Raw genomic sequence first — 26,650 nt, forward strand, 5'->3', positions numbered from 1 at the left:
CGGGAGGAATCTTCGACGAAAGGCGCGCACTGTTTACGAATTTGCAGCCCTGTATTGGTTTACGGAAGATTGATATCGCACTCCGGCTTTGAGACGATGGCACCCAACGAGCAGCCCGTGAAGGGCACGAAAGCCGAGGGAACGCCATGCCGATCGTCAAGGCCGACCGCCTCACGCGCGTCAGCGCTGCGCTGCTCCGGGCCGCCGGCGCCACCGAGGAAGAAGCCGACGCCGTTGCCGTCGGCTGCGTCAACGCCAATCTCGCCGGCCATGACTCCCACGGCGTGATCGCGGTTCCCACCTACATCGACCGCATCAAAGCCGGGCACATCGTCCCCGGTGCGAATTGGACCATCGTCCAGGAATCGCCGACCACGACCGTAATCGACGGGCACTGGGGTTTTGGGTTTCACGTCAACGCCAAGGCGATGGCACTTACCATCGAGAAGGCGAAGACGGCGAACGTCGCCGCCTGCACCGTGTTCCGGCAAAGCCATGTCGGCCGCCTCGCGGCCTATCCGCTGATGGCGATGCACGAGGGCATGATCGGGATTGCCACCGCCGATTCCGGACGCTCGCCAAAGCATGTCGCGCCGTTCGGCGGCAAGGAGGCGCGGCTCGGCACCAACCCGATCTCGATCGCGGTGCCGTCCGACCTCGAGGCGCCATTCTACCTGGACATGGCGACGTCGGCTGTCGCCGCCGGCAAGGTCCAGCTCGCGGTCGCCCGCGGCGAAGAGATTCCTACGGGATGGATCATCGATGCCGAGGGCCGGCACACCACCGATCCCACGCAATATCGCAAGGGCGGCGCGCTGCTGCCGCTCGGCGGTACCGAGGGCTACAAGGGCAGTGGGCTTGCCGCGATGGTCGAGGTGCTCTGCGGCCTGCTCACGGGGCTCGGCTTCGGCGTCGAGCCGACAGGACGGCACAATGACGGGTGCTTCATGGCGGTGTTCAACGTCGCCGCCTTCCGCCCGCTGCAGGAGTTCAAGCGCGAGGTTGCGGAGTTCGCGCGCTATTTGAAGTCGACGCCGCCGTCCGAGGGCAGCAAGGGCGTCTATTATCCCGGCGAGCTCGAGGGCGTGCGCGAGCAGCAGCGTCTGCGGGATGGCATCGCGGTCGAGGATGCGACGTGGGAAAAGCTGCGTGCGCTCGCGCGTGACTACCGTCTCGACACCGTCCTCGATCTGTCCTGAGCCAATCCGGAGAACAGCAACATGAACAGGCAGATGGTTCTGGTCGGCTTCCTGCAGGCGCAGAACTGCACGAACTTGCCGAGCTCGTGGCGGCATCCGGACTCGCGCAGCGACTCCATGTCGGCGGACTACTATCAGGAGATCGCGAAGATTCTCGAGGCCGGCAAGTTCCAGATGGCGTTCTTCGACGATCGTCTCGCGATGCCGGACCGCTATGGCAACGACCACGCCCACACCGTCGAATACGGCATCCGCTGCGTGAAGATGGATCCGCTGATCGTGCTGACCACGATGGGCATGGTGACCGACAAGCTCGGCTTAGGGGCAACATGCTCGACCACCTATTACGAGCCGTTCGACGTCGCCCGCCGCTTTGCCACGCTCGATCTGATGTCGGGCGGGCGCGCGGGCTGGAACGTCGTGACTTCGCTCAACGACGGCGAGGCGCTCAACATGGGCCGGGACTCCCATCCCGAACATGATTCCCGTTACGACAAGGCCGACGAGTTCATGGAGGTCGTGCTCGGCCATTGGGACACATGGGAAGACGGCGCGTTGATCATGGACAAGACAAGCGGACGTTTTGCCGATCCGACCAAGGTGAAGCGGCTCGATCACAGGGGCGCGGCCTTCAAGTCCCGCGGGCCGTTCACCGTGCCGCGCTCGCAGCAGGGCCACCCCGTCATCATCCAGGCCGGCGCGTCCGGCCGCGGCCAGCGCTTTGCCGGACGATGGGGCGAGGTGATCTTCACCGCCGCGCGCAATCTCGGCGCCGCGAAGGAAGGTTATGCGTCCGTGCGCAACGAGGCCGCGAAAGCCGGCCGCGATCCGGAGCAGATGTTCCTCTGCAATCTGACGACGCCCGTTTGTGCCGCGACCAAGGCGGAAGCCGAGGACAAGATGGCGCTGATCAACAAGCTGCCGCTGGAGATCGACGCGCTGTCGCTGCTATCAGAAGCGCTCAATTACGACTTCGCCACCAAGGATCTCGACGAACCGCTGACGACGGACGACCTCAAGAGCATGCAGGGCATCCTGGGCATCCGCGACGGCGTGCTGAAGACCTCGGGCAAGAGCAATCCGAGCGCGCGCGACTTCGTCACCTTCTCCGGCCGCGGCCAGGTGCACGACGCCATGGTCGGCGGCCCCAAGGAGATCGCGGACAAGCTTGAAGAGATGTTCGTCGAGCGCGGCTGCGACGGCTTTGTCATCGCGGCCACTTACGTGCCCGGCTCCTATGCCGATTTCGTCCAGCATGTGGTGCCGGAGTTGCAGCGGCGCGGCCTGTTCCAGAAGGACTACCGTGGCAAGACGCTGCGGGAGAATCTCGGCTTGAAGCGGCCCGCCGCCGGCGCGTGGAAAGTGCAGCCGCGCAATGCTGCAGAATAACAGCGAGGACAGACTATGCGCTGGCTAAAATTCACCGCCTCCGGCAAGACCTCCTGGGGAATCATGGACGGCGATCAGGTGATCGCGGTCGACGGCGATCCCTTCGGTGAGTGGCAGCGTACGTCGCGCACGCATCCGCTGTCGCAGGTGAAGATCGAGTTGCCGCTGATTCCACGCACCTTCTACTGCGTCGGCCTGAATTATCTGAGGCATCTGAAGGAAGCCGCCGACAAGGCCGGCACGGTGCCGGCTGTGCCTGAGAGGCCCGAGATCGGCTACCGCGCCCAGAACGCGCTGATCGCGCATGACGAGGATGTCGTGATCCCGTCCTTTGCCACGGAGAAGATCCACTACGAGGGCGAGCTCGTCGTCGTCATCGGCAAGAAGGTAAAACATCTCACCGAAGCGAACGCGATGGATTGCGTATTCGGCTACACCATCGGCAACGACGTCAGCGAGCGCACCTGGCAGAAGGCCGATCGCAGCCTGTGGCGCTCGAAGAATGCCGACACGTTCAAGCCGATGGGCCCATGGATCGAAACCGAGGCCGATCTTGCGACGATGGAGACCATCGTCCGCGTCAACGGCAAGGAAACGAACCGCTTCCACACGAACGACATGATCTTTGGCGTGGTGCCGTTCCTGGTCGAGCTGACGAAGTATTTTACGCTGTGGCCGGGCGACGTGATCTGGATGGGCACGGATGGCGCCTCGCCCGACATCAAGCACGGCGATATCGTGGAGATCGAGATTATTGGTGTCGGCAGCTTGCGGAACAGGTTTGTACGGGAGGGGCAGTAAGCGCCGGTGCTGTAGAGTGGGCAACGCGAAGCGTGCCCACCACCTTTTTCGATCATGGAAAGATCGTGGGCACGGCGCAAGAGCGCCTTTGCCCACCCTACGGCACCTCCCGTATGTCAGAACGGCAGCGCGACGCTGGTCTTGATCTCCTTCAGCACCACATTGCTGCGGACGTAGCGAATGCCGGGAATGCGGAACATGAACTCATCGAGGAAGCGGTTGTAGGCCGCCATGTCCTGCACAACGACGCGCAAATGATAGTCAGCATCGCCGGTGGTCGCAAAGCACTCCAGCACCTCGCGGCGCGTGGTGACGCGCGAGACGAACTCGTCGACGAATTTGGCGTCGTGCCGCTCCAATGAGACATGGAGGATGGCCGACATCGCAAAGCCTGCCTGCTCGCGCGCGATGAGGGCCGCATAGCCGCGGATGACGCCGCTGTCCTCGAGCGCGCGCACCCGGCGCCAGCAGGCGGAGGTCGACATGCCGACCTCATCGGCCAGCTGCTGGTTGGTGGCGCGACCGTCCTTCTGGAGGTGGGCGAGAATCCGCAGGTCATGGTCTTCGATCATCGAGAGCCCTCCAATCGATAAGTTTTACCAAATTTGTCCGGAATAGGCAAAAATCTACCGATTCTGCGACCATATCGGGATAAATAGGTAAGACCTACCAGCGCCCCGGGCCTAACCTTTGCTATCGGCAGGATGCCGCGCGAGGTCCACCATGGACGCCATTCCGTCACTCGACGCCTACGAACTCTCCGACCGCTATGAGCGCGAGGAGGGCCGCGTCTTCCTCACGGGCACACAGGCCATTGTCCGCATCGTACTCGACCAGGTGCGACGCGATCGGGCGGCCGGCCTCAACACGGCGGGCTTCATCTCCGGCTATCGCGGCTCGCCGCTCGGCGGCATCGATCTCGAGCTCTGGCGCATCCAACAACGGCTCAAGAAAGACCGCATCGAATTCCTTCCCGCTGTCAACGAGGACCTTGCGGCCACCGCAGTGCTCGGCTCCCAGCAGGTCGAGACACAAGCCGACCGTGAAGTCGATGGCGTGTTCGGGCTCTGGTACGGCAAGGGTCCCGGCGTCGATCGCTCTGGCGATGCGCTCAAGCACGGCAACGCCTACGGCTCCTCGCCGCACGGCGGCGTGCTGGTCGTCGCCGGCGACGATCATGGCTGCGTGTCCTCCTCGATGCCACACCAGTCCGACGTCGCCTTCATGAGCTGGTTCATGCCGACGCTGCATCCCGCAAGCGTCGACGAATATCTTGAATTCGGCGAATACGGCTATGCGCTCAGCCGCTTCTCCGGCATGTGGGTCGGCTTCAAGGCGATCTCGGAGATCGTGGAGTCGGGCGCATCCGTCGCACTGCGCCCACCGCGCATCTTCCGCGCGCCCGATTTCACGCCGCCGCCTGATGGACTGCACTATCGCTGGCCGGACCTGCCGGGCCCGCAGATCGAGGAGCGGCTGGAGGCGAAGAAGCACGCGGTTTACGCCTTCGCCAAGGCCAATCCGATCGATCGCCACATCTACGACATCCCTGATGCCACCTACGGCGTCGTCACGACAGGCAAGGCGCATCTGGACCTGATGGAAGCGCTGCGGTTGATGGGGCTTGATGAAGCCGCCTGCCGCAGCATCGGCATCGACATCTACAAGGTCGGCATGGTCTGGCCGCTGGCGCTGCACGACGCGATGGACTTCGTGAAAGGCAAGCGCGAGATCCTCGTGGTCGAGGAGAAGCGCGGCATCATCGAGAGCCAGTTCAAGGAATATTTTTACGACTATCCCGGCGCCAAGCCGGAGCGCATGGTCGGCAAGCATGACGAAACCGGCGCTCGGCTGATCTCCTGGATCGGCGAGATGTCACCGCGCGCGCTGGCGTCGGTGCTGGCGCGACGGCTCGATCCGATGTTTCCGGGCCTCAATCTCGCGGCCCGTGCGGCCGCCTTGCTTCCGGAAGCTGCGCGCACGATCAACGTATCCGGCGCAACGCGCACCCCTTACTTCTGCTCTGGCTGCCCGCACAACACCTCGACGAAAGTGCCGGAGGGATCGAAGGCGCTGGCGGGAATCGGCTGCCACTTCATGGCGAGCTGGATGGATCGCGAGACCTCATCGCTGATCCAGATGGGCGGCGAGGGCGTGAACTGGGCGGCTTCGTCGCGATTTACCGGCCACAAGCACATCTTCCAGAACCTTGGCGAGGGCACCTACTACCACTCCGGATCGATGGCGATCCGTCAGGCGATCGCGGCCAAAGCCAACATCACCTACAAGATCCTGTTCAACGACGCCGTCGCCATGACCGGCGGCCAACCGGTCGACGGGCCCGTCAGCGTGCAGGCCATTGCGCACAGCGTTCGCGCCGAGGGCGTGGCCCGCATCGCTCTGGTATCGGACGATCCCGCACAATTCTCGCCGGCGGATTTGCCTGGTGGCGTCACCATCCATCCGCGCGAGGAGATGGACGCCGTGCAGCGCGAGCTGCGTGACCTCTCCGGCGTCTCGGTTCTGATCTACCAGCAGACCTGCGCCACGGAGAAACGGCGTCGCCGCAAGCGCGGACAGATGGCCGATCCCAAGCGCTTTGCCTACATCAACGACCTCGTCTGCGAAGGCTGCGGCGACTGCTCGGTCGAGTCCAACTGTCTCAGCGTCGAGCCGAAGGAGACGCCGTTCGGCCGCAAGCGGCAGATCAATCTGTCCGCCTGCAACAAGGACTTTTCCTGCCTCAACGGTTTTTGTCCGAGCTTCGTCACCGTCGAAGGCGCGACGCGACGGAAGAAGAGCGCCAGCCAGATTGATGCGATCGGCCACGCAGCGACGCTCCCCCTGCCCGTCCCCGCAGCGCTCGATCGTCCCTACGATCTGCTCGTGACCGGCGTCGGCGGCACCGGCGTGATCACGGTCGGCGCGCTGATCGGCATGGCGGCGCATCTGGAGCGTCGCGGTGTCTCGGTGCTCGACTTCACCGGCTTTGCGCAGAAATTCGGGCCGGTGCTGAGCTACATCCGCCTGGCCGCATCGCCCGACGCACTGCATCAGGTCCGTATCGACCAGGGCGCTGCCGACGCACTGATCGGCTGCGACCTCGTGGTCAGCTCCTCGCCAAAGGCATCCGGCACCTACCGCCACGGCACGCGCGCGGCGATCAATACCGCGGAGATGCCGACAGGCGACGTCGTCCGCTTCCGCGACGCCGATCTCGCCTCGCCTGCTCGCCTGCGTGCGATCCGGCAGGTCATCGGCAACGACAATCTCGACAGCATCGACGCCAATGCGCTGGCCGAGCGCCTGCTCGGCGATGCCGTCTATGCCAACATCATCATGTTCGGCTTTGCCTGGCAGCGCGGACTTGTGCCGGTCTCGCTATCGGCGCTGCTGCGCGCCATCGAGCTCAATGGTGTCGCGGTCGAGCGCAACAAGCAGGCTTTCGCGTGGGGCCGGATCGCCGCCGCCGATCCCGACTTTCTGCCGAAAGCGAATGAGGCAACAAAAACCGAGACGCTCGACCAGCTCATCACCAGGCGATCCGACTTCCTGAGGGCTTACCAGAACGACGCCTACGCCGCGCGTTATCGGGCGCTCGTCGCCAAGGTCCGCCGTGCCGAAGCCGGACTCAAGAGCGAGGCGCTGACCGAGGCCGTCGCGCGCACCCTGTTCAAGCTGATGGCCTACAAGGACGAATATGAGGTTGCGCGTCTGCACATGAGAAGCGGCTTCCTCGACGAGTTGAAGCGCGAGTTCGAGGACGGCTTCAGCGTGCAGTATCATCTCGCGCCGCCGTTCCTGCCGTCCGGTCATGACGCGCGCGGCCGCCCGCGTAAGCGCGCCTTTGGCCAGTGGATCCAGATGCCGCTCGCAGTGCTGGCGCGGCTCAAGGTGCTGCGCGGGACACCGCTTGATCCGTTCGGCTATGCCGCGGAGCGGCGCGCAGAGCGAGAGCTGATTGTCTGGTACGAGGGCGTCATCGCGCAGATGCTTGACAATCTCGACGCGGCCCATCTGCCTGACCTCGTCGCCATCGCCAAAGCGCCGATGGAGATCCGCGGTTACGGGCCGGTGAAGGACATCGCGATCGCAAAGGTGAAGCCTGAGGTCGAGCAGCTGCTCGCCAATCTCGCGGCATCTTCGCCGGCAAAGATGCGCGCCACCGGTTGACGCGACGCCTGGGCTCACGAATACGGATTGATCAGCTTCTGCTGCTCGGCGCCATGATGCACGAGCATGTCGATGAAGGTGCGCACCTTGGCCGACAGATGATGGCGATGCGGATAGACCGCGTTCATCGACATCTCGACCGGCCGATATTCCGGCAAGAGGCGCACCAGCCGCCCCGCGTCGAGATCGTCGCTCACCAGAAATCCCGCGAGCAGGCCGATGCCGGCGCCCTCGATCACCATCCGCCGCAGCGCCTCGCCGCTGTTGGTAACGAGGCTGCCCGAAATGCGGACCGAGGCAGGCGCGCCCTTGCGGTCGAAGAAGCGCCATTCGTCGCCGAAGGGATAGTTGAGGTGGCGGCCGCAATTGTGCTCGGTGAGCTCGGCAAGCTGCTGCACGCGGCCATGCTTTTCGAGATAGTCGTGCGAGCAGCACAGCACGTGGCGCCAGGTGGCGAGACTGCGGACGATCAGGCTGGAGTCCGGCGGCGGGGTCATGCGGAGAGCAACGTCGTAGCCCTCTTCGATCAGGTCGACATTGGCTTCGCCCATGCGCAGGTCGACCTTCACCTCCGGATAAGTCGACAGCAGTTTTGCCACGACGCCCGCGACAAAGGGCACCATGTGAGTAGCGGAATGAATCCGCAACGTCCCTCGCGGCACCGACTGCAGGGCGCCGGCGATGTCGTCGGCCTGCTCGATATCGGCGAGGATCTGGATGCAGCGGTCGTAATAGGCCTTGCCGATTTCGGTGACGCTGACCTTGCGGGTGGTGCGGTTGAGCAACCGCGCGCCCAGCCGCTCCTCCAGCGCCTGGATGTGATTGCTCACCATGGTCGTGGACATCTCGAGCTTGCGGGCGGCGGCGGAGAAGCCGCCGGTATCAACGACCCGGACAAAAGCGGTCAGGCTGGTCAGCCGGTCCATGAGCGCCTCGGATTATGCAGCGTGGGTGGACAATCATTTTGCTTTTTGGCGGATTATCACAAGAGCCGGGACAGCGCATCTTCGACCCAGACAACAGCGCCCCCTTCGGAACGGGACGCCTGCCAAATCCGGAGGATGTCATGTCGAACGCGACTTATACCACTGAAACAACTGATAAAATCAGCCTGAAACCATCTCGGCAGGCAATCAAGCGGGCGGCCCTTGCGCTGGGACTGATCCTCGGCGTCGCCGGCGCCGGCGACTTTGGCTACAATTACCTGACTACTGGCCGCTACCTTGAGACCACCGATGACGCCTATGTGAAGGCGGATTCCACCATCATCGCCCCCAAGGTCTCCGGCTACATCGCGAAGGTGCAGGTCGGCGACAACGAGAAGGTCAAGGCCGGCCAGGTGCTGGCCAGGATCGACGACCGCGACTTCAAGGCCGCGCTGGGGCAAGCCCGCGCCGACGTTGCGGCCGCCGAAGCCTCAGTGCGCAACCTCGATGCCCAGCTCGAGCTGCAACAGCCTGTTATCGCGCAGAGCACGGCCGACGTCGTCGCAGCCGATGCCAATCTGAAATTCGCGCAGGAGGAGCGCGCCCGCTACGACGACCTCATGAAGTCTGGCTCCGGCACGATCCAGCGCGCGCAGCAGACCGACGCAGCGCTCCGCGCCAGCAACGCGCAATTGCAGCATGCGCAGTCGGGCCTGGTTGCCGCACAGCGCAAGGTCGACGTGCTCACGACGCAGCGCGCGCAGGCTTCTGCGCAGCTCGACCGCGCCCGCGCGGTCGCGGACCAGGCCGAGCTGAACCTGTCCTATACCGAGATCACCGCGCCTGTTGACGGCACCGTTGGCGCCCGATCCTTGCGGGTCGGCCAGTACGTGCAGGCCGGCACGCAGTTGATGGCGGTGGTGCCGCTCGATGCGGTCTATGTCGTCGCGAACTTCAAGGAGACCCAGCTCACCCATGTCCGCGCCGGCCAGCCGGTCGAACTGATCGTCGACAGTTTTCGCAATCGCACGCTGCACGGCCATGTCGACAGCCTTTCGCCGGCCAGCGGGCTTGAATTCGCGCTGCTGCCTCCCGACAATGCGACTGGCAATTTCACCAAGATCGTGCAGCGCGTGCCAGTGAAGATCGTGCTCGACGATCACAGTCTCACGGGCCTGCTGCGCCCCGGCATGTCGGCAGTGCCGACGGTCGATACCAAGGCGACGGTGGTGGCCGAGCACGAGACGACCAAGCGCGTCGCCGACAACGCGCCGCGTCCGAACGGAAGCTGATGTCGCGGAGGATCGCGGCAGGATTATCAAGTCCTGCCTGATGATCCTTCCCGGACTTCCCCGATTATCGAAACGGTCCACCTGACGCATCCTGTCTCCGCAACAGAGACGAGGCTTCCATGAGCACGCTCCAACCAGCCGTCAACGCCGCCTCCGCCGCCGACATCCCCGCGCCGCAAGCTGCTGCCGCCACGCCGGCCGTTTCCGCCAAGACCTGGATCGCGGTGGTTGGCGCCACGCTCGGCGCTTTCATGGCAGTGCTCAACATCCAGATCGTCAACGCCTCGCTCGCCGACATCCAGGGCGCGATCGGCGCCGGCATCGACGACGGCGGCTGGATCTCGACCTCCTACCTGATCGCCGAGATCGTGGTGATCCCGCTGTCCGGCTGGCTCGCGCAGGTGTTCTCGATCCGGATCTATTTGCTCACCAATGCGATCCTGTTCCTGGCGCTGTCCGCGGCCTGTGCGCTGGCGCAGGACCTGCCGCAGATGATCGTGCTGCGTGCCGTCCAAGGTTTCACTGGCGGCGTTCTGATCCCGATGGCATTCACTCTCATCATCACATTGCTGCCGCGTGGAAAACAGCCGGTCGGGCTTGCGCTGTTCGCGCTGTCGGCGACGTTCGCACCGGCGATCGGCCCGACCATCGGCGGCTATCTCACCGAGAATTTGGGCTGGCAATACATCTTCTACGTCAACCTCGCGCCCGGCGCGATCATGGTCGGCATGCTCTGGTACGCGCTCGAACCCAAGCCGATGAAGTTGTCGCTCCTGCGCGACGGCGACTGGGCCGGCATCATCACCATGGCGATCGGCCTCTCCGCGCTTCAGACCGTGCTGGAAGAAGGCAACAAGGACGACTGGTTCGGCTCACCCTTCATCGTCAAGCTCAGCGTGATCGCGGCCGTGGCATTGACCGCTTTCCTGATCATCGAGCTGACCGTGAAGAAGCCGCTGCTCAACCTGCGCCTGCTGGTCCGCCGCAATTTCGGCTTCGGGATGCTCGCGAACTTTCTGCTCGGCGTCGCGTTGTATGGTTCGGTGTTCATCCTGCCGCAATATCTGTCGCGGATTCAGGGCTACAATTCCGAGCAGATCGGCATGGTGCTGGCTTGGACCGGTCTGCCGCAGCTGGTGCTGATCCCGCTGGTACCGCGCCTGATGCAGCGCTTCGATGCACGGATGATCATTGGAATCGGCTTCATCCTGTTCGCCGCCTCGAACTTCATGAATATCTTCATGACCAGCGATTACGCCGCCGACCAGCTGTTGTGGCCGAACGTTGTCCGCGCTATCGGCCAGGCGCTTGTGATGGCGCCGCTGTCGGCGGTGGCTACATCGGGCATCGAGGCGGAGAATGCGGGCTCGGCATCCGGCCTGTTCAACATGATGCGCAACCTCGGCGGCGCCGTCGGCATCGCCCTGTTGCAAACCGTGCTGACCAAGCGCGAGCAGTATCACTCCAACGTGCTGACGCAGTCGGTCTCGGTGTTCGAGCAGGCCACCCGCACGCGGCTGGAGCAGCTCACGCAATATTTCATCAATCACGGCGTGCTCGACCGTGCCGATGCCGCGCATCGCGCCTATGTCGCGATCGGCCACGTCGTGCAGAAGCAGGCTTACATCTTCGCCTTCAGCGACACCTTCTATCTGCTCGGCCTCGCGCTGATCGTGGCCTTCATCGCGTCCCTCTTCCTGAAGAAGCCCGGCCATGTCTCGGCCGGGGGAGCCCACTGACCCCTCACCCCGCAAAAGGAGAACGACCATGAAACCCCGCATGAATTTCTACCAGGCCGCCCCCGACACGATGAAGGCGCTGATGGCGCTGGAAGAGCAAATCCAGTCGACCGGACTCGAGAAATCGCTGATCGAGCTCGTCAAGATCCGGGCCTCGCAGATCAACGGCTGCGCCTTCTGCATCAACATGCACACCGAGGACGCGCGCAAGCGCGGCGAGACCGAGCAGCGCATTTATCTGCTCAATGCCTGGCGCGAGTCCCCGCTCTATACCGACCGCGAGCGCGCCGCGCTTGCCTGGACCGAGTCGGTGACTCTGATCTCCGAGACGCATGCGCCGGATGATGTCTATGCAGAGGTCCGCGCGCAGTTCTCTGACGCGGAGACGGTGAACCTGACCGCCCTGATCGGCGCCATCAACGCCTGGAACAGGCTGGCGATCGCGTTCCGCGCGGTACATCCGGTGAAGGTGAAGGCGTCGGTGGCGTAGGGCGCGGCGCGTCCCTCGAAGCAGGTCTCGTAGGGTGGGCAAAGCGTAGCGTGCCCACCTTCAGCCAACGAGGGAAAGGACGTGGGCACGGCGCAAGTGCGCCTTTGCCCACCTTACGGCAGCGGAGCGCGCGGCTTAGACCGCCGTCGCTTTCGCGAACTCCACGTAGATCTCGCGCAGGCGCGTTGCCATCGGGCCGGGTTTGCCGTCGCCGATCGTCTTGCCGTCGAGCGCGACCACCGGCTGCACAAACGCCGAGGCCGACGTGACGAACGCCTCCTTGGCGGCGAGCGCCTCGGCGACCGTGAAGGGGCGCTCCTCGACGCGGAGCTGACGTTCCTCCGCAAGCGCGATCACCGCCTTGCGGGTGCAACCGGGCAGGATCGCGTTCGAATTCTGTCGGGTGACGATGACGTCGTCCTTGGTGAGAATGAACGCCGTGGACGAGCCGCCCTCGGTGACGTAGCCGTCTTGCAGCATCCAGGCTTCGCCGGCGCCGGCTTCGGCCGCAGCCTGCTTCGCCAGCACCTGCGCCAGCAGCGCCACGCTCTTGATGTCGCGCCGTTCCCAGCGGATGTCGGGCACGGTGATGACGTTGATCCCGGTCTTGGCCGAGGCGGCGTTGACGATGTCCTTCTCCGAAGTGAACATCACCAGGCTCGATTTGACGTCGGCCTTGGGAAACGGAAAGTCGCGGCCCTTGTCGGCGCCGCGCGTGACCTGGAGATAGACGAGACCGCTCATCAGCTTGTTGCGGGCGATCAGTTCCTTCTGGATCTCGGTGATGCGCTCAACGGTCTCTGGCAATTTCAGCTTGATCTCGCCGACCGAACGCTCCAGCCGTGCCAGATGCGAGGCGTTGTCGACCAGCTTGCCGTCAAGCACAGCCGAGACCTCGTAGATGCCGTCGGCAAACAGGAAGCCGCGATCCAGCACCGAGATTTTCGCGTCCGCGAGCGGGACGAATGAGCCGTTGACGTAGGCGATCGAATCCAAGGCGGGTCTCCTGGGAGGATTGGGATTTGGCGCGTTATACGCCAGTTGAGGGGGTCGAGCACCCTCGTTTCGTCATTCCGGGGCGGCGGTGGTTAGTGGGAGAGAATCTTCGACAAGAACTTTTGCGCGCGGTCGCTGCGCGGCTGGCCGAAAAAGTCCTCCTTCGGCGCGTCCTCGACGATCTCGCCGCGATCCATGAAGATCACGCGATTGGCGACCTTGCGGGCAAAGCCCATTTCGTGGGTGACGACCATCATGGTCATGCCCTCATGGGCGAGGTCGACCATGACGTCGAGCACCTCGCTCACCATTTCCGGGTCGAGCGCCGAGGTCGGCTCGTCAAACAGCATGACAATGGGGTCCATGGCGAGTGCGCGCGCGATCGCGACACGCTGCTGCTGGCCACCGGAGAGCTGCGCGGGAAACTTCTGCGCCTGTTCCTTCAGGCCGACGCGCTCCAGCAGCTGCATGCCCTTCGCCACCGCCTGGTCAGACGATCGGCCCAGCACCTTCTGCTGCGCGAGGCAGAGGTTGTCGATGATCTTCAAGTGCGGGAACAGCTCGAAGTGCTGGAACACCATGCCGACGCGCGAGCGCAGTTTCGGCAGATTGGTCTTGGGATCGTTGACCTTGGTGCCATCGACGCTGATGTCGCCGCTCTGGAACGGCTCCAGCGCGTTGACGCATTTGATCAGGGTCGACTTGCCCGAGCCCGAGGGGCCGCAGACCACCACGACCTCTCCCTTGGTGACGCTGGTGGTGCAGTCGGTCAGCACCTGGAAGGTCGGGCTGTACCATTTGTTGACGTGGCTGATTTCGATCATGACCGACTTGCTCTAGCGGATGATGGCGATGCGCGCCTGCAGGCGGCGAACGCCGAAGGACGCGATACAGGAAATGGTGAAGTAGACGATTGCGGCAAACAGATACATCTCGACCAGACGGCCATCACGCTGTGCGACCTTGCTGGCCGCACCGAGGAAATCGGTGATTGACAGCACGTAGACCAGCGAAGTGTCCTGGAACAGCACGATGGTCTGTGTGATCAGCACCGGCAGCATGTTGCGGAACGCCTGCGGCAGCACGACGTAGCGCATGGTCTGCGCGTAAGTGAGGCCGAGCGCGTTGGCCGCAGCCGGCTGCCCCCGCGAGATCGACTGGATGCCGGCACGCATGATCTCGGAGAAATAAGCCGCCTCGAACATGATGAAGGTGATGAGCGAGGACGCGAACGCGCCGACGCTGATCGGGCGCGAGGCTCCGGTCACCCACTGTCCAATATAGGGCACCAGGAAGTAGAACCAGAAGATCACCAGCACCAGCGGCAGCGAGCGCATGAAGTCGACATAGACACCGGCGATGCGGCCAAGAATCTTGTAGCCCGACAGCCGCATCAAGGCGATCGCCGTGCCGAACACGAGGCCGCCGAGGGCTGCGAGCCCCGTCAGCAGCAGCGTGAACGTCATGCCCTCGTAGAACAGATAGGGCAGCGCGCGGATGATGACGCCGAAATCGAAATTGCTGAACATGGCGCTATTTCCCCGTGATGTAGCCGGGGATCGCAACCCAGCGCTCGAGGAAGCGCATCGCGGTCACGACCACGGCGTTGACGAGGAGGTAGAGGATGGTCGCCGCCGTGAAGGCCTCGAACACCTGGAACGAGAACTCCTGCATCGAGCGCGCCTGTCCGGTCAGCTCGATCAGGCCGATGGTGATGGCGACCGCCGTGTTCTTGATGGTGTTCAGAAACTCGGAGGTCAGCGGCGGCAGGATGATGCGGAACGCCATCGGCAGCAGGATATAGCGATAGCCCTGCATCGTGGTCAGCCCGAGCGCGGTCGCAGCCATCTTCTGCCCGCGCGGCAGCGAGGAAATGCCGGCCTGCAATTGGATCGCGACGCGCGCCGACATGAAAAATCCGATACCGATCGCCGCGGTCCAGAACGGCGCGTTCGGCAATTGCTTCAGCCACAGGCCGGCGGCCTTCGGCAGCAGTTCGGGCAGCACGAAGAACCACAGGAACAGCTGCACCAGCAGCGGCATGTTGCGGAAGAACTCGACCCAGCAGAAGCCGAACCAGCCGGCAGCCTTCGACGGCAGCGTCCGCATCACGCCGACTAAGGAGCCGAAGACCAGTGCGATGATCCAGGCGAGCACCGCCGTCTTCAAGGTCAGCACCAGGCCCGACAACAGCATGTCGAGATAGGTGCCAGTCCCCATCGGGTTCGGCTCGAAGAAAATTCCCCAGTTCCAATGGTAGTTCACGTGTCCCCCGCGCGAACGCGCCAATCAAGATCGGCTCGAAAGAAGGTCTGGGCGCTTATGCAAATGTCCGGCCACTCTGGTGTCAAGAGTGGCCGGACATGATCCCGACCCAGGAAGGTCGGGGTTATATCTTACTTATAGTCGTCCGGGATCGGCGAGTCCGACGGCTTTGCGAACTCGTTCTTCAGCTGATCGGAGATCGGGGTGTTGAGGTTCAGACCCTTCGGCGGAATCTTGGACATGAACCACTTGTCGTAGATCTTCTGGCCTTCACCCGAGGTATAAAGCGCAGCAGTTGCCGCATCGACCACCTTCTTGAACGGCGCGTCGTCCTTGCGGAGCATGATGCCGTAGGGCTCGGGCTTGGAGAACGCATCCTTGGAGATCACATAGTCGGACGGCGTCTTCGCGCCGGCGACGAGGCTCGCAAGCAGGATGTCGTCCATCACGAAGGCAACCGCGCGATCGGTCTCGACCATCAGGAAGGCTTCGGCGTGGTCCTTGGCCGGGATGATGTTGGCGCCGAGCTTCTTCTCGACGTTGGCTTCGGTCAGCTGCTTGATGTTGGTGGTGCCGGCGGTCGAGACCACCGTCTTGCCCTTGAGGTCGTCGATCGACTTCAGGCCGCTCGACTTCTTGAAGACGTAGCGGCTGGCGGTGAGGAAGTGGGTGTTGGTGAAGGCGACCTGCTTCTGGCGCTCGGCATTGTTGGTGGTCGAGCCGCATTCGAGATCGATGGTGCCGTTCGCCATCAGCGGAATACGCGTCGCGGAGGTCACCGGGTTGAGCTTCACCTCGAGCTTGTCGAGCTTGAGCTCCTTCTTCACGGCGTCGACGATCTTGTAGCAGATGTCCATCGCGAATCCGACGGGCTTCTGGTTGTCGTCGAGATAGGAGAACGGGATCGAGGAGTCGCGGAAGCCGAGCGTGATGGCGCCGGTGTCCTTGATGTTCTTCAGCGTGCCGGTGAGTTCCTCGGCCCCAGCCTGGCTCACAGCAAAGGTCGCGACGAGCGCGAGGCCGATGTGACGGAAATGTTTCACTTTTTCTCCCCTTTCAGGATGATGCGGCCAGATGCAAGCACATCTCGGCCCGGATTAGAATGTGACTTTCGGCTGGATGCCCGCTCAGGTTAATGGACTTAGCGGCTTGGGCAATTCACCGAGATCCCAGAACAGGCCGGCCATGACCGTCAAGGCTTCTTCGGTCAATGGCAGCAGGATGTGCTCATTGGGCGCATGCTGGGAGCAGCCGGGATAGGAGTGCGGCACCCAAATCGTCGGCAGGCCCAGGACTTCCGAAAACACGTCGTTCGGCAACGAGCCGCCGAAGTTCGGCAGCACCGCCGGCGCCTTGCCGGTGGTGTTCTGGACTGAGTCAGCCGCCCATTTGATCCAGGGGCTGTCGAAATCGGTGCGCGAGGCGGCAAAGCTCTGGGCCGCCCGCACCTCGACCATCGGAAAACCCTTTTCCACCAGATGCGCCCTGACGGCGTCGATCAGGCCATCGACCTTGGTGCCCACCACGAAACGCAGTTGCAACACGGCATTGGCATGGCCGGGAATGGCGTTGGCCGGCTTCTCGATATTGCCCGACGACATCGCCAGCACTTCCAGCGTGTTCCAGGCATAGAGCCGCTCCGCCGCGGACAGGCCGTCCTCACCCCAGTTCTCCGCAAGCTGTGGCTCGTCCTCGGTCGGCACCACCTGCACGTCGGCAAGATAGCTGCGGATCTGGTTGGTCAGGCGCGGCGGCTTCAAGGCTTCAAGCTGGAGACGGCCATGGCCATCGACCAGCGTCGAGATCGCGTTGACCAGGATGGTCGCGGGGTTGGCGAGCACGCCGCCCCAATTGCCGGAATGGTTGCCGCCATCGCGCAAATTCACATCGAGATGGATGCGGATGCCGCCGCGGCAGCCCAGGAACAGCGTCGGCCGATCCGCCGAAAGCCGCGGTCCGTCCGAGGCCATGAACAGATCGGCCTTGAGCGCATCGCGGTTGAGATCGCAGACCTTGCCGAGATCGGGCGAGCCGATCTCCTCGCCCATCTCGACGATGAACTTTGCATTGAAGCCGAGCTTGCCGCCGCGGGCCTCGCGCACCGCGCGCAGCGCCGCCATGTTGATGCTGTGCTGGCCCTTGTTGTCGGCCGTGCCGCGGCCATAGAGGCGAATGCCCGCCTTCGTCGTGCGCCAGGGATCGCGGCCATCACGCCACTCGCCTTCCATGCCGTCGACGACGTCACCATGGCCGTAAACCAGCACGGTCGGCGCGGACGCGCTCTCATGATGTTCGGCAAACAGGAACGGCGACTTGCCGCTCGGGGATTCGACGATGCGGCTGGTGAAATCGAGCGCGGCAAAGGCCGGCACCATCTCCTGTTCCAGATAGGCCCGCAACTCAGGGCCGCGCGAGGCGTTCTGGCTCTCGGTCTTATAGGCGACGCGGCGGTCGAGTTCGGAGAGAAACGCACCGGATTGGAAGTCGTCACGGGCGCGGGTGATGGCGTCGGCTCTGGTCATCAGTATCGTCTTCAACGTCCTGGAACGAGGCAGCGTAGCGGACTACGCGGACGCTCGAAAGTGGCGGGGCCTTGCGATTTCGTTCTTGCTCTCTTGAGCTTGGCTTGCCAAGAGCGGAAGTGCCGCTGATTTTGGCCTTGCCAAGCGCAAGCCTTCCTATTCTTGGCCCTTGCCATGGGCCAATGATATGCAAGAACTTCGCCAGATTGGGGCGCACGTCTATCATTCAAAGAGCGCTCAGTACAGGGCGCCGGGGGACCAGCATGGCCAAGCAAATCAGGCTCAACGCATTTGCGATGAATTGCGTCGCGCATCAGTCGCCAGGGCTGTGGACCCATCCGCGCGACCGCACCGCCGAATATAACCGCCTGCCCTACTGGATCGATCTTGCCAAGACGCTGGAACGCGGCCGTTTCGACGGGTTGTTCCTGGCCGACGTGCTCGGCGTCTACGACGTCTATGGCAACAGCCCTGACGCAGCCTTGCGCAATGCAGCACAGACGCCGTCGAACGAGCCGCTGCTGCTGCTTTCGGCAATGGCGGCAGTGACGAAGAATTTGGGCTTCGGTGTCACCAGCAATCTTTCGTTCGAGCCGCCCTATCCGTTCGCGCGGCGGATGTCGACGCTCGACCATCTCACCGAGGGACGGATCGGCTGGAACGTCGTCACCGGCTATCTCGACAGCGCCGCGCGAGGCGCCGGCAAGGACAAGCAGACCGGGCACGACGACCGCTACGACATCGCCGACGAATATATGGAGGTTGTCTACAAGCTCTGGGAGGGCAGTTGGGAGGAAGACGCGGTGCTGCGCGATCGCAAGCGCGGCATCTTCACCGATCCCAGCAAAGTTCATCGCATCAATCATGAGAGTGCGAACTATCGCATCAACAACACGATCCATCTCAGCGAGCCGTCGCCCCAGCGCACGCCGGTGCTGTACCAGGCCGGCACCTCGCCGCGCGGGCGGCAGTTCGCCGCAAAACACGCCGAATGCGTGTTCATGTCGGGACCGTCTGCCAAGATCATCGCGCCGCGCGTCGCCGCGATCCGCCAGGAGGCGGCCGCGCTCGGCCGCAACCCAGCCGAGATCCTGATGTTCAACATGATGACGATCATCCTCGGCAACACCGAAGCTGAAGCTGCGGCGAAATATGCCGACTACCGCTCGCACATCAATCCGGAAGGCGCGCTCGCTTTGATGTCGGGCTGGACCGGCATCGACTTCTCAGGCTACGAGCTCGACCAGCAGGTCCGTCACGTCCAGAACGATGCCGGCCGCAGCGCGCTCGACAACGTCACCCGCGGCGACCCCGATCGGGTCTGGACCGTGCGTGATGTCATCGAGCATGTCGGCATCGGCGGCGCCGGGCCGGTCGTGGTCGGCACGCCCGAAAGCGTCGCCGACAGAATCGAGGACTGGTTCGAGAAGACTGATGTCGACGGCCTCAACGTCGCGTTTGCGATCTCGCCCGGCGATTTCGAGGATATCAGCGACATGCTGGTGCCGGAGTTGACCAGGCGCGGGCGGTACAAGCCGGAATATGCAAAGGGTACGCTGCGGGAAAAACTGTTCGGCGACGGCCGCGCGCGGCTTGATGCGCCGCATCCTGCGGCGGGGTATCGGGTGGGGAAGAGGGGGTAGGCTCTCACCTCATCTTCGGTGTCGTCCTGGCTTTCGCCAGGACGACACCGGGGCTACACCTCCCCGTCCACCATCACCTCGATCAGCTTCGTACCCGGCCGATTGAACGCCGACGCCAGCGTCGCCTTCAGCTCGCTGGGATCGCTGATCTTGATCGCTTCGCAGCCGAGCGCCTTGGCAACGCCTGCGAAATCCACGGGCGGATCGACAAAATCCATGCCGACATAATTGTTGTCGCCATGGAAGGAAAGCAGGCGCTGCTTGATGATGCGGTAGCCGCCATTGTTGGCGATGACGACATTGAGCGGCAGCTTGTGATGCGCGGCGGTCCATAGCGACTGGATCGAGTACATCGCGCTGCCGTCGCCTGAGAAACACACGACAGGGCGATCCGGATTGGCGATGCTGGCGCCGACCGAGGCCGGCAGGCCCCAGCCGATGCCGCCGGAGGCAAGGCCGTGATAGCCATAGCGATCGCGATGCGGACGCAGCGCCGCGACCTGGCGGCTGGAGGTGAGGCCTTCGTCAACGAGGATGGCATTCTCAGGCATCGCCTCGACCATTTGCAGCACGAGATAATCAGGATCAATCGGCGTGCGGGCGGCGTTCTTGCCGATCTGCTCGACCAAAGCGGCGCGCCGCGCGGTCCAATTCTTCGGCGCAAGCTCGATGAGACGCTGCTTTGCGCGGCTCGCGAGCGGCGCACCGCCCATCTCTTTTAGCACCGGGATCAGCGCGCGCAGCGTTTCCTTCACGTCCGCTTTCAGCGCGATCTCGGCACCGTAGTTCTTGGCGATTTCCCAGTCGACGAGACCGACCTGCACGATGCCGAGACCATCAGGCAGCGCGTCGACCTCGCTATAGACCGACATGCGCAGGGGATCGCCGCCAAGCGCGATCAGGAGGTCATAAGGCGCAAGCGTGTCGCGCGCGACCTTCTGCACGCGGGCCAGCGTGCCGACGAAGCTTGGGCTCTCCGAAAGGAAGTGCGAGCCATAGGGTGTCGAGGATTGATAGGCGGCGGCACCAAGCAGTTCGGCGAGTTCGGCAGCTTCCTTCAGTGCGTCGCTCTTGACTACCTCGTCCATGGTGACGATCACAGGGCGCTCCGCTTTCAGCAGCCGCGCGGCGAATGCTCTGAGCGCGTCGTCCGAGGGCTTCACCCGCGCGTCGATGCGGGTGGAGCGGCCGAGGTCGATACCGGCTTCGCTGTTGAGGATGTCGCCCGGCAGCGAGATGAACACCGGCCCGGTCGGCGGCGTCATCGCCACCTTCGCGGCGCGGCGCACGATGCGGGGCAAATCTTCCAGCCGCGTCACCTCGACCGCCCATTTCACCAACGGCTCGGCCATGCGTACCAGCGGGCCATAGAGCACCGGCTCCATCAGGCCGTGGCCCTGCTCCTGCTGGCCGGCGGTGAGGATCATCGGCGTGCCCGTGAACTGGGCGTTGTAGAGCGAGCCCATCGCATTGCCGAGGCCGGGCGCGACATGGACGTTGCAGGCGACGAGCTTGCCGGAAGCGCGGCTGTAGCCGTCGGCGATCGCGACCACCAGGCTTTCCTGCATCGCCATCACATAGGTGAGGTCAGGGTGATCCTTCAGCGCGTGCATGATCGGCAGCTCGGTGGTCCCGGGGTTGCCGAACAGATGCGTGATACCCTCGTCCTTGAGCAGCGCGAGAAAGGCCGAGCGGCCGGTGATCTTGTTCTTCATGTTTCCTCCAGGAGCGGACGTTGCCGCAAGGACTGGGACATGATGGCCGAACTTTCGGGGCACGCGCAAGGAAGTGCGGTCATGGCTGCCTTGCGCACACGAGGAGAAGCTGGAAAGATCGACCAAGCCGGGAGGACCGTCATGGCCTACGACGAGGGCACCGCATCACGGGTTCGCAAGTTGCTGGCGGGCCAGCGTCACGTTGCGGAAAAGAAGATGATGGGCGGGCTTTGCTTCATGGTGGACAACGTGATGTGCTGCACCATCAGCGGCCGCGGCGGCATGCTGTTTCGCGTCGGCCCTGAGGCGCACGCGAGTATGCTGAAGGAACCGCACACAAGTCCGATGGAAATGCGCGGGCGCATCATGACCGGGTTCGTGCGGGTCTCGGATGAAGGCACGCGAACCGATGCCGGGCTCAAGTCCTGGGTGAAGCGCGCGCTCGATTACGTGGCGACGATGCCGGCCAAGCCGCCGGCAAAGCGGGCTGCGCCGCGCAAGGCAGCAACCAAGACGAGGATTAAAGCGCCTCCTCGCGCCCGAGCTCGAACGGATTCTCGCCGCTAGCACGCTTCTTCTTTTTTGAGCGCTGCCAGACCACGCCCGGAAAGCCCTTCAGCGGCACCAGCGGCTCGCCGGTATAGGCCCATTCCTGCAGCTCCTCGATGGCGATGTGATAGAGCGGCTGGCGCCCCGTGCGCTCTTTGAAGAGCGCGCGGGGAATATTGACCATGTGCGGGCCGCGCGGGCGCTCATAGGCGATCGGCGTGCCGCAATGCGAGCAGAAGCTGCGCACGGTCTTGGTCGCCTTGTCCTCGTAACGGGTGAGCGCGATCTTGCCTGATGTAATGCGAAAGCGCTTCTTCCAGCTGCCGACATAAGTCGCGTAGGCCGCGCCATGAGCGCGGCGGCTCGCGGCGGAGTGATCATGCCAGGCCCATCGCGCGGGGACGTCGATCTCGAAAGTGACCTTGCCGCAGAGGCATTGGCCCGTGGCGGTTCCTGCGGCGACTGCAGCTTTGGCCATGATATTTCCTCATCGTCATTGCGAGGAGCGTCAGCGACGAAGCAATCCAGACTGCCTCTGCGGAAAGACTCTGGATTGCTTCGCTGCGCTCGCAATGACGGAGATTGTGTTGACGGCCGGGCCACAAATCAAGCTCGTCATTCCGGGGCGCGACGAAGTCGCGAGCCCGGAATCCGTTGAGCAGCAAGCCAAGGCGTGAATGGATTCCGGGTTCGGCGCTACGCACCGCCCAGGAATGACGGAGGAGAGATCACGCCAGCGTCAGCTCGTCATAGACAGGGTAATCCGTATATCCCTTTTCCTCGCCGCCATAGAACGTCGCGCGATTGTACGGCGTGATGGGATAGCCATGCTCGAACCGACGTGGCAGATCGGGGTTGGAGATGAAGATGCGGCCGAAGGCGATGATGTCGGCATGGCCGTCGGCGATCGCGGCATTCGCGGTTTCGCCGGTGAAGCCACCGGCGGTCATCAGCACGCCGCTGTAGTGCGGACGGAACAGCACCATGGCCGAGGGCACGTTCTCCCAATGGACGTCGGCGCGGCCGGCACCGCTGGAGCGCGGCTCGATGAGGTGCAGATAGGCAAGGCCGAGCTTGTCGAGCGCCTTCACCACGTGAGTATAGAGCGGCATCGGATCGGGCTCGGCGGAATCATTGGCGATGCCATGTGGGGACAGCCGCACGCCGACGCGGTTCGCGCCCCAGACGTCGATCGCGGCCTGGGTGACTTCAAGCAGCAGGCGCGTGCGGTTCTCGATCGAGCCGCCATATTGATCGGTGCGCTGGTTGCTGCGTGATTGCAGGAACTGCTCGAGCAGATAGCCATTGGCGCCATGGATCTCGACGCCGTCAAAGCCGGCCGCGAGCGCGTTCTTCGCGCCCTGCCGGAAGGCCTCGACGATGCCCTTGACCTCGTCGGTCTCCAGCGCGCGCGGCGTCTCGTAATCGGCGATCTTGCCATCGGCGGTCATCGCCTTCATGCCTTCGGCCCTGATCGGGATTGCCGAAGCCGAGACCGGCAGGTCACCGCCGTGGAAGGAGGAGTGTGAGACGCGGCCGACATGCCAGAGCTGGAGGAAGATGATGCCGCCCTTGGCGTGCACGGCATCGACCACTTTGCGCCAGCCGGCGATCTGCGCGTCCGTATAGATGCCCGGCGTCGCGGGATTGCCGCGGCCATGCGAGAGCACCGGCGAGGCTTCGGCGATGATCAGGCCGCCCTTCGTCGCGCGCTGACCGTAATATTCGGCGTTGAGCGGCCGCGGCGAAAAGCTGTCGCGCTCGGCACGCATGCGTGTCAGCGGCGCCATCGCGACGCGATGCGCAAGCTTGTACGGACCGACCTGCAATGGTCTAAACAACGCCGGATATTTCATGCTGGCCCCAGGTGGCTATGGAAGGATGCGGATCATATAGCGAGGGGCGGCCACCGGAAAAGGCGCCGCCCCACCAAAAAACAGATATTCCCTCGCGCGGGAACGCGGGAGAAACAGGCCTTACGCCGTCTTGATCCAGACGGCCTTCACGTTGAGATATTCCTCGACATGCTGCTTGCCGGACTCGCGGCCATAGCCGCTCATCTTGTAGCCGCCGAACGGCACGGCCGGGTCCATCGCCTGGTAGCAATTCACCCACACCGAGCCTGCGCGCAGGCGCTTTGCGACCGCATGCGCCTTGGTGACGTCGCGCGTCCACAGGCCGGAGCCGAGGCCGAAGGTGGTGTTGTTGGCGCGCTTGACCAGTTCGTCCATGTCCTTGAACGCGATCGCGGAGATGACGGGACCGAAGATCTCCTCCTGCGCGATGCGCATGTTGTCCTGGACGCCGGCGAACACGGTCGGAGAGACGAAGAAGCCTTTTGACAACGCGCCTTCGGTGACGCGGCCGCCGCCGGCGAGTGCTCGCGCGCCTTCCTTTTGGCCGATGTCGAGATAACCGGTGACGCGCTCGAGCTGCTGCTCGGAGACCAGCGGGCCGATCTGCACGTTGGGATCGAGGCCGTTGCCGACCTGCAGCTTCTTGCCGAACTCGGCGACGCGGCCGACGAACTCTTCGTAGATGGCCTGCTCGACGAACAGGCGGGTGCCGGCGCTGCAGATCTGGCCTGAATTGGCGAACACCGCCATCGCGGCGCCCGGAACGGCGGCATCGAGATCGGCATCCGCAAACACGATATCAGGCGACTTGCCGCCGAGCTCGAGCGAGACGCGCTTGAGGTTACCCGCCGACGCCCGAATGATCGACTGTCCCGTGACATGCGAGCCGGTGAAGGCGACCTTGTCGACGTCATGGTGCGAGGCAAGCGCGGCGCCTGCGGTCTCGCCATAGCCGGGCACGACGTTGACGACGCCGGGCGGAATGCCAGCTTCCATCGCGAGCTCGGCGATGCGCAGCGAGGTCAGCGGCGCCTCTTCGGCCGGCTTCAGCACCACGGTGCAGCCGGTCGCGATCGCAGGGCCGATCTTCCAGATCGTCGCGGTGAGCGGACCATTCCAGGGAATGATGGCGCCGACGACGCCGATCGGCTCCTTCAGCGTGTAGGAGAAGATCTCGCCGGGCAGCGAGTTCTCGATGGTCTCGCCATGGATCGCCGTGGTCTGGCCGGCGTAATAGCGCAGCATGCCGACGGCGCGCAGGCGATAGGCGCGGGTGCGGCTGAGCGGCGCGCCCATGTCGAGCGTATCGAGCTGCGACAATTCGTCGAAATTCTTCTCGACGAGATCGGCCAGCCTGAGCAGCAGGTTCTGGCGCTCGAACGGCTTAACCTTGCTCCAGGGGCCTTCGAAGGCTCGGCGGGCGGCCGCGACCGCACGATCGATGTCTTCCTTGTCGCCTTCGGCAACGGTTGCGAGCAGCTCGCCGGTGGCGGGGTTGTGGGTCTCGAAGCGCTTGCCGGAGGCGGCATCAACCCACTTCCCGTCGATCAGCATCTGCTTGTAGGACCCGTTGGCGAACGGATTGCGCGTGATCGGAATCGCCTGCGACACAGCCATGGCTGCACTCCCTTTATAGGTGATTGATTGGGTTCGATCTGGGCGGGATCGTTAGGCCAAAGAGAATACAGCGGCGCCGGAGAGGCGTAAAGTCGGCGCGGAACGAAGGCCTGCCATGCCGACTTGTGCAGGGTCCCGCGAACGCATGTTATAGCTCGACCAAGAGTCACTCCCGGAGAACTGCCATGCCGCATCCTGTCATCGCCAAGGGCAATGTTGCCGTGATCACCGGCGGCGCATCCGGCATCGGTTTCGCCGCGGCTATGGCATTCGCACGCGCCGGGATGAAAGTGTGCATCGCCGATGTCGACGAGAGCGGGCTGGCGGAGGCTGCAACAAAACTATCATCGATCGCAGGCGCAGCGAACGTGATGACATCAGTAGCCGACGTCAGCCGGATCGAGAGCGTGACGGAACTGGAACGCGCCGTGGGCGCGCATTTCGGCGGCACCGACCTGCTGATGAACAATGCCGGCATCCAGCCGGGCAGCACGCTGTTCGGCGAGCCGGACAATTGGCACCGGATCATCGGCGTCAATATGTGGGGCATCATCAACGGCACGCGCATCTTCGCGCCGAACATGATGGCACGCGGCAAGGCAGGCCTGATCATCAACACCGGCTCCAAGCAAGGCATCACCACCCCGCCCGGCGATCCCGCCTACAATGTCTCCAAGGCCGGCGTGAAGGCGTTTACCGAGGCGCTCCAGCACGAGCTGCGCAGCACCAGGGATTGCCAAATCACCGCGCATCTCCTGATCCCCGGCTTCGTGTTCACCGGGCTCACCGCCAAGGGCCGCACCGAAAAGCCGGCCAGCGCCTGGACGCCCGAGCAGACCGTGGATTTCATGATCGCGCGGCTCGAGGCCGGCGATTTCTACATCCTCTGCCCTGACAATGACGTGCCGCGCGCACTCGACGAGAAACGCATGCTGTGGGCTGCCGGCGACATCGTCGAGAACCGCCCGCCGCTGTCGCGCTGGCATCCGGATTACGCGGATGCGTTCGCACGGTTCGTGAAGGGGGGTTAGGCGGGCACAGCTCTCTCACTCCCTCGCCCCGTTCTTACGGGGAGAGGGTGGGGTGAGGGGATGCCTCCGCAAGCTCGATGTGAGTAGCTAAGGTGGACTTCCCTAACCGGTCCCACTGGAGTCGGTCGGAGTTTGATTGCGGTAACCGCGTGCCCGGTCCCTCACCCGGATCGCTGTCGCGATCCGACCTCTCCCCGCAGAAGGGCGGGGAGAGGTAAGAAGCCTACAGCGTCTCCTGCTTGTGCCCGCAATTCTTGCAGGCGAACTTGACGCGGGTCTGGCCTTTTTCCGCCTGGACCCGGTTCGGCGCGCCGCATTTGCCGCAGACCGTCTCGATACGGGTCGAGCCCTGCTTCACGACGATGGTCTTCTTTTCCATCGATTCGCGGATCAGGCGCTCGGCCTCTTCGCGCAGGGATTGTTTCGACAAAGCTCGTCTCCGCCACT

General features: G+C 63.7%; 23 protein-coding genes. 10 read left to right on the forward strand and 13 right to left on the reverse strand.

The window, feature by feature from the left end; all coding sequences use genetic code 11:
• The first annotated feature begins 146 nt into the window (after positions 1 to 146).
• Genes L6639_RS26605 through L6639_RS26615 form a run of 3 tightly spaced genes read left to right on the forward strand, consistent with a single transcriptional unit; the run spans position 147 to position 3,389 of the window.
• Positions 147 to 1,199 (forward strand): Ldh family oxidoreductase, encoded by a 1,053-nt coding sequence (locus tag L6639_RS26605; RefSeq protein WP_237864587.1) that lies wholly within the window; start codon positions 147 to 149, stop codon positions 1,197 to 1,199.
• A 21-nt stretch (positions 1,200 to 1,220) separates the two neighbouring features.
• Positions 1,221 to 2,588, forward strand: coding sequence for an LLM class flavin-dependent oxidoreductase (locus L6639_RS26610; protein WP_237864588.1), 1,368 nt, complete (start codon positions 1,221 to 1,223; stop codon positions 2,586 to 2,588).
• Positions 2,589 to 2,603: 15 nt separating this feature from the next.
• Positions 2,604 to 3,389 carry a fumarylacetoacetate hydrolase family protein gene (locus tag L6639_RS26615; RefSeq protein WP_237864589.1) on the forward strand — a complete coding sequence of 262 codons (786 nt, stop codon included), beginning with the start codon at positions 2,604 to 2,606 and terminating at the stop codon, positions 3,387 to 3,389.
• Between the two features lie 116 nt (positions 3,390 to 3,505).
• Here L6639_RS26615 and L6639_RS26620 read toward each other — a convergent pair whose 3' ends face one another.
• Positions 3,506 to 3,961: an Lrp/AsnC family transcriptional regulator gene (locus tag L6639_RS26620; RefSeq protein ID WP_237864590.1), complete on the reverse strand. Its 456-nt coding sequence runs from the start codon at positions 3,959 to 3,961 to the stop codon at positions 3,506 to 3,508.
• Positions 3,962 to 4,112: 151 nt separating this feature from the next.
• Here L6639_RS26620 and L6639_RS26625 point away from each other — a divergent pair, with 151 nt between their 5' ends.
• Complete coding sequence (locus tag L6639_RS26625) at positions 4,113 to 7,562, forward strand: indolepyruvate ferredoxin oxidoreductase family protein (RefSeq protein ID WP_237864591.1); 3,450 nt, start codon at positions 4,113 to 4,115, stop codon at positions 7,560 to 7,562.
• 14 nt (positions 7,563 to 7,576) lie between these two features.
• Here the strand turns inward: L6639_RS26625 and L6639_RS26630 are convergent, their stop codons facing one another.
• Positions 7,577 to 8,488, reverse strand: coding sequence for a LysR family transcriptional regulator (locus L6639_RS26630; RefSeq protein WP_237864592.1), 912 nt, complete (start codon positions 8,486 to 8,488; stop codon positions 7,577 to 7,579).
• 140 nt (positions 8,489 to 8,628) lie between these two features.
• Here L6639_RS26630 and L6639_RS26635 point away from each other — a divergent pair, with 140 nt between their 5' ends.
• The 3 genes from L6639_RS26635 (at position 8,629) to L6639_RS26645 (ending at position 12,009) form a co-directional block, all read left to right on the forward strand.
• Entirely contained in the window at positions 8,629 to 9,780 is a 1,152-nt protein-coding gene (locus L6639_RS26635) for an HlyD family secretion protein (RefSeq protein ID WP_237864593.1), read from the forward strand.
• Between the two features lie 119 nt (positions 9,781 to 9,899).
• On the forward strand, positions 9,900 to 11,519 hold the full coding sequence (locus tag L6639_RS26640) for an MDR family MFS transporter (RefSeq protein WP_237864594.1): 1,620 nt from the start codon (positions 9,900 to 9,902) through the stop codon (positions 11,517 to 11,519).
• A gap of 28 nt (positions 11,520 to 11,547) precedes the next feature.
• Positions 11,548 to 12,009 (forward strand): carboxymuconolactone decarboxylase family protein, encoded by a 462-nt coding sequence (locus L6639_RS26645; RefSeq protein ID WP_237864595.1) that lies wholly within the window; start codon positions 11,548 to 11,550, stop codon positions 12,007 to 12,009.
• 135 nt (positions 12,010 to 12,144) lie between these two features.
• On the opposite strand, the gene L6639_RS26650 is transcribed toward L6639_RS26645, so the two are convergent.
• The 6 genes from L6639_RS26650 to L6639_RS26675 form a co-directional block, all read right to left on the reverse strand.
• The gene (locus tag L6639_RS26650) at positions 12,145 to 13,005 is read right to left on the reverse strand and encodes a D-amino-acid transaminase (RefSeq protein ID WP_237864596.1); all 861 of its coding nucleotides are present in this window, start codon (positions 13,003 to 13,005) and stop codon (positions 12,145 to 12,147) included.
• A gap of 92 nt (positions 13,006 to 13,097) precedes the next feature.
• Positions 13,098 to 13,829 (reverse strand): amino acid ABC transporter ATP-binding protein, encoded by a 732-nt coding sequence (locus L6639_RS26655; protein WP_237864597.1) that lies wholly within the window; start codon positions 13,827 to 13,829, stop codon positions 13,098 to 13,100.
• A 12-nt stretch (positions 13,830 to 13,841) separates the two neighbouring features.
• A complete protein-coding gene (locus tag L6639_RS26660) occupies positions 13,842 to 14,534 on the reverse strand; it encodes an amino acid ABC transporter permease (RefSeq protein ID WP_237864598.1) in 693 nt (230 codons plus the stop codon).
• A gap of 4 nt (positions 14,535 to 14,538) precedes the next feature.
• Positions 14,539 to 15,270 (reverse strand): amino acid ABC transporter permease, encoded by a 732-nt coding sequence (locus tag L6639_RS26665; RefSeq protein ID WP_237864599.1) that lies wholly within the window; start codon positions 15,268 to 15,270, stop codon positions 14,539 to 14,541.
• A gap of 131 nt (positions 15,271 to 15,401) precedes the next feature.
• Positions 15,402 to 16,313 carry an amino acid ABC transporter substrate-binding protein gene (locus tag L6639_RS26670; protein ID WP_237864600.1) on the reverse strand — a complete coding sequence of 304 codons (912 nt, stop codon included), beginning with the start codon at positions 16,311 to 16,313 and terminating at the stop codon, positions 15,402 to 15,404.
• 84 nt (positions 16,314 to 16,397) lie between these two features.
• Positions 16,398 to 17,792: a M20 family metallopeptidase gene (locus L6639_RS26675; RefSeq protein ID WP_237864601.1), complete on the reverse strand. Its 1,395-nt coding sequence runs from the start codon at positions 17,790 to 17,792 to the stop codon at positions 16,398 to 16,400.
• A 263-nt stretch (positions 17,793 to 18,055) separates the two neighbouring features.
• Here L6639_RS26675 and L6639_RS26680 point away from each other — a divergent pair, with 263 nt between their 5' ends.
• Positions 18,056 to 19,435, forward strand: coding sequence for an LLM class flavin-dependent oxidoreductase (locus tag L6639_RS26680; protein WP_237864602.1), 1,380 nt, complete (start codon positions 18,056 to 18,058; stop codon positions 19,433 to 19,435).
• A 53-nt stretch (positions 19,436 to 19,488) separates the two neighbouring features.
• Here the strand turns inward: L6639_RS26680 and L6639_RS26685 are convergent, their stop codons facing one another.
• The gene (locus tag L6639_RS26685; RefSeq protein WP_237864603.1) at positions 19,489 to 21,150 is read right to left on the reverse strand and encodes a thiamine pyrophosphate-binding protein; all 1,662 of its coding nucleotides are present in this window, start codon (positions 21,148 to 21,150) and stop codon (positions 19,489 to 19,491) included.
• A gap of 141 nt (positions 21,151 to 21,291) precedes the next feature.
• On the opposite strand from L6639_RS26685, the gene L6639_RS26690 reads away from it, so the two are divergent.
• Complete coding sequence (locus tag L6639_RS26690; protein ID WP_237864604.1) at positions 21,292 to 21,717, forward strand: TfoX/Sxy family protein; 426 nt, start codon at positions 21,292 to 21,294, stop codon at positions 21,715 to 21,717.
• Here the strand turns inward: L6639_RS26690 and L6639_RS26695 are convergent.
• From L6639_RS26695 to L6639_RS26705, 3 genes are all read right to left on the reverse strand, one after another.
• Positions 21,671 to 22,177 (reverse strand): GFA family protein, encoded by a 507-nt coding sequence (locus tag L6639_RS26695; protein ID WP_237864605.1) that lies wholly within the window; start codon positions 22,175 to 22,177, stop codon positions 21,671 to 21,673. The genes L6639_RS26690 and L6639_RS26695 overlap by 47 nt on opposite strands.
• A 250-nt stretch (positions 22,178 to 22,427) precedes the next feature.
• Positions 22,428 to 23,555 (reverse strand): alkene reductase, encoded by a 1,128-nt coding sequence (locus L6639_RS26700; protein WP_237864606.1) that lies wholly within the window; start codon positions 23,553 to 23,555, stop codon positions 22,428 to 22,430.
• A 120-nt stretch (positions 23,556 to 23,675) separates the two neighbouring features.
• Complete coding sequence (locus tag L6639_RS26705; RefSeq protein WP_237864607.1) at positions 23,676 to 25,172, reverse strand: aldehyde dehydrogenase family protein; 1,497 nt, start codon at positions 25,170 to 25,172, stop codon at positions 23,676 to 23,678.
• Positions 25,173 to 25,357: 185 nt separating this feature from the next.
• On the opposite strand from L6639_RS26705, the gene L6639_RS26710 reads away from it, so the two are divergent.
• Complete coding sequence (locus tag L6639_RS26710) at positions 25,358 to 26,203, forward strand: SDR family NAD(P)-dependent oxidoreductase (protein ID WP_237864608.1); 846 nt, start codon at positions 25,358 to 25,360, stop codon at positions 26,201 to 26,203.
• A 223-nt stretch (positions 26,204 to 26,426) separates the two neighbouring features.
• Here the strand turns inward: L6639_RS26710 and L6639_RS26715 are convergent, their stop codons facing one another.
• The gene (locus tag L6639_RS26715) at positions 26,427 to 26,633 is read right to left on the reverse strand and encodes a hypothetical protein (protein WP_237864609.1); all 207 of its coding nucleotides are present in this window, start codon (positions 26,631 to 26,633) and stop codon (positions 26,427 to 26,429) included.
• Positions 26,634 to 26,650: the final 17 nt, after the last annotated feature.

Origin of the sequence: Bradyrhizobium zhengyangense, assembly GCF_022012555.1 — a bacterium.
Classification (GTDB): Bacteria; Pseudomonadota; Alphaproteobacteria; order Rhizobiales; family Xanthobacteraceae; genus Bradyrhizobium; species Bradyrhizobium zhengyangense.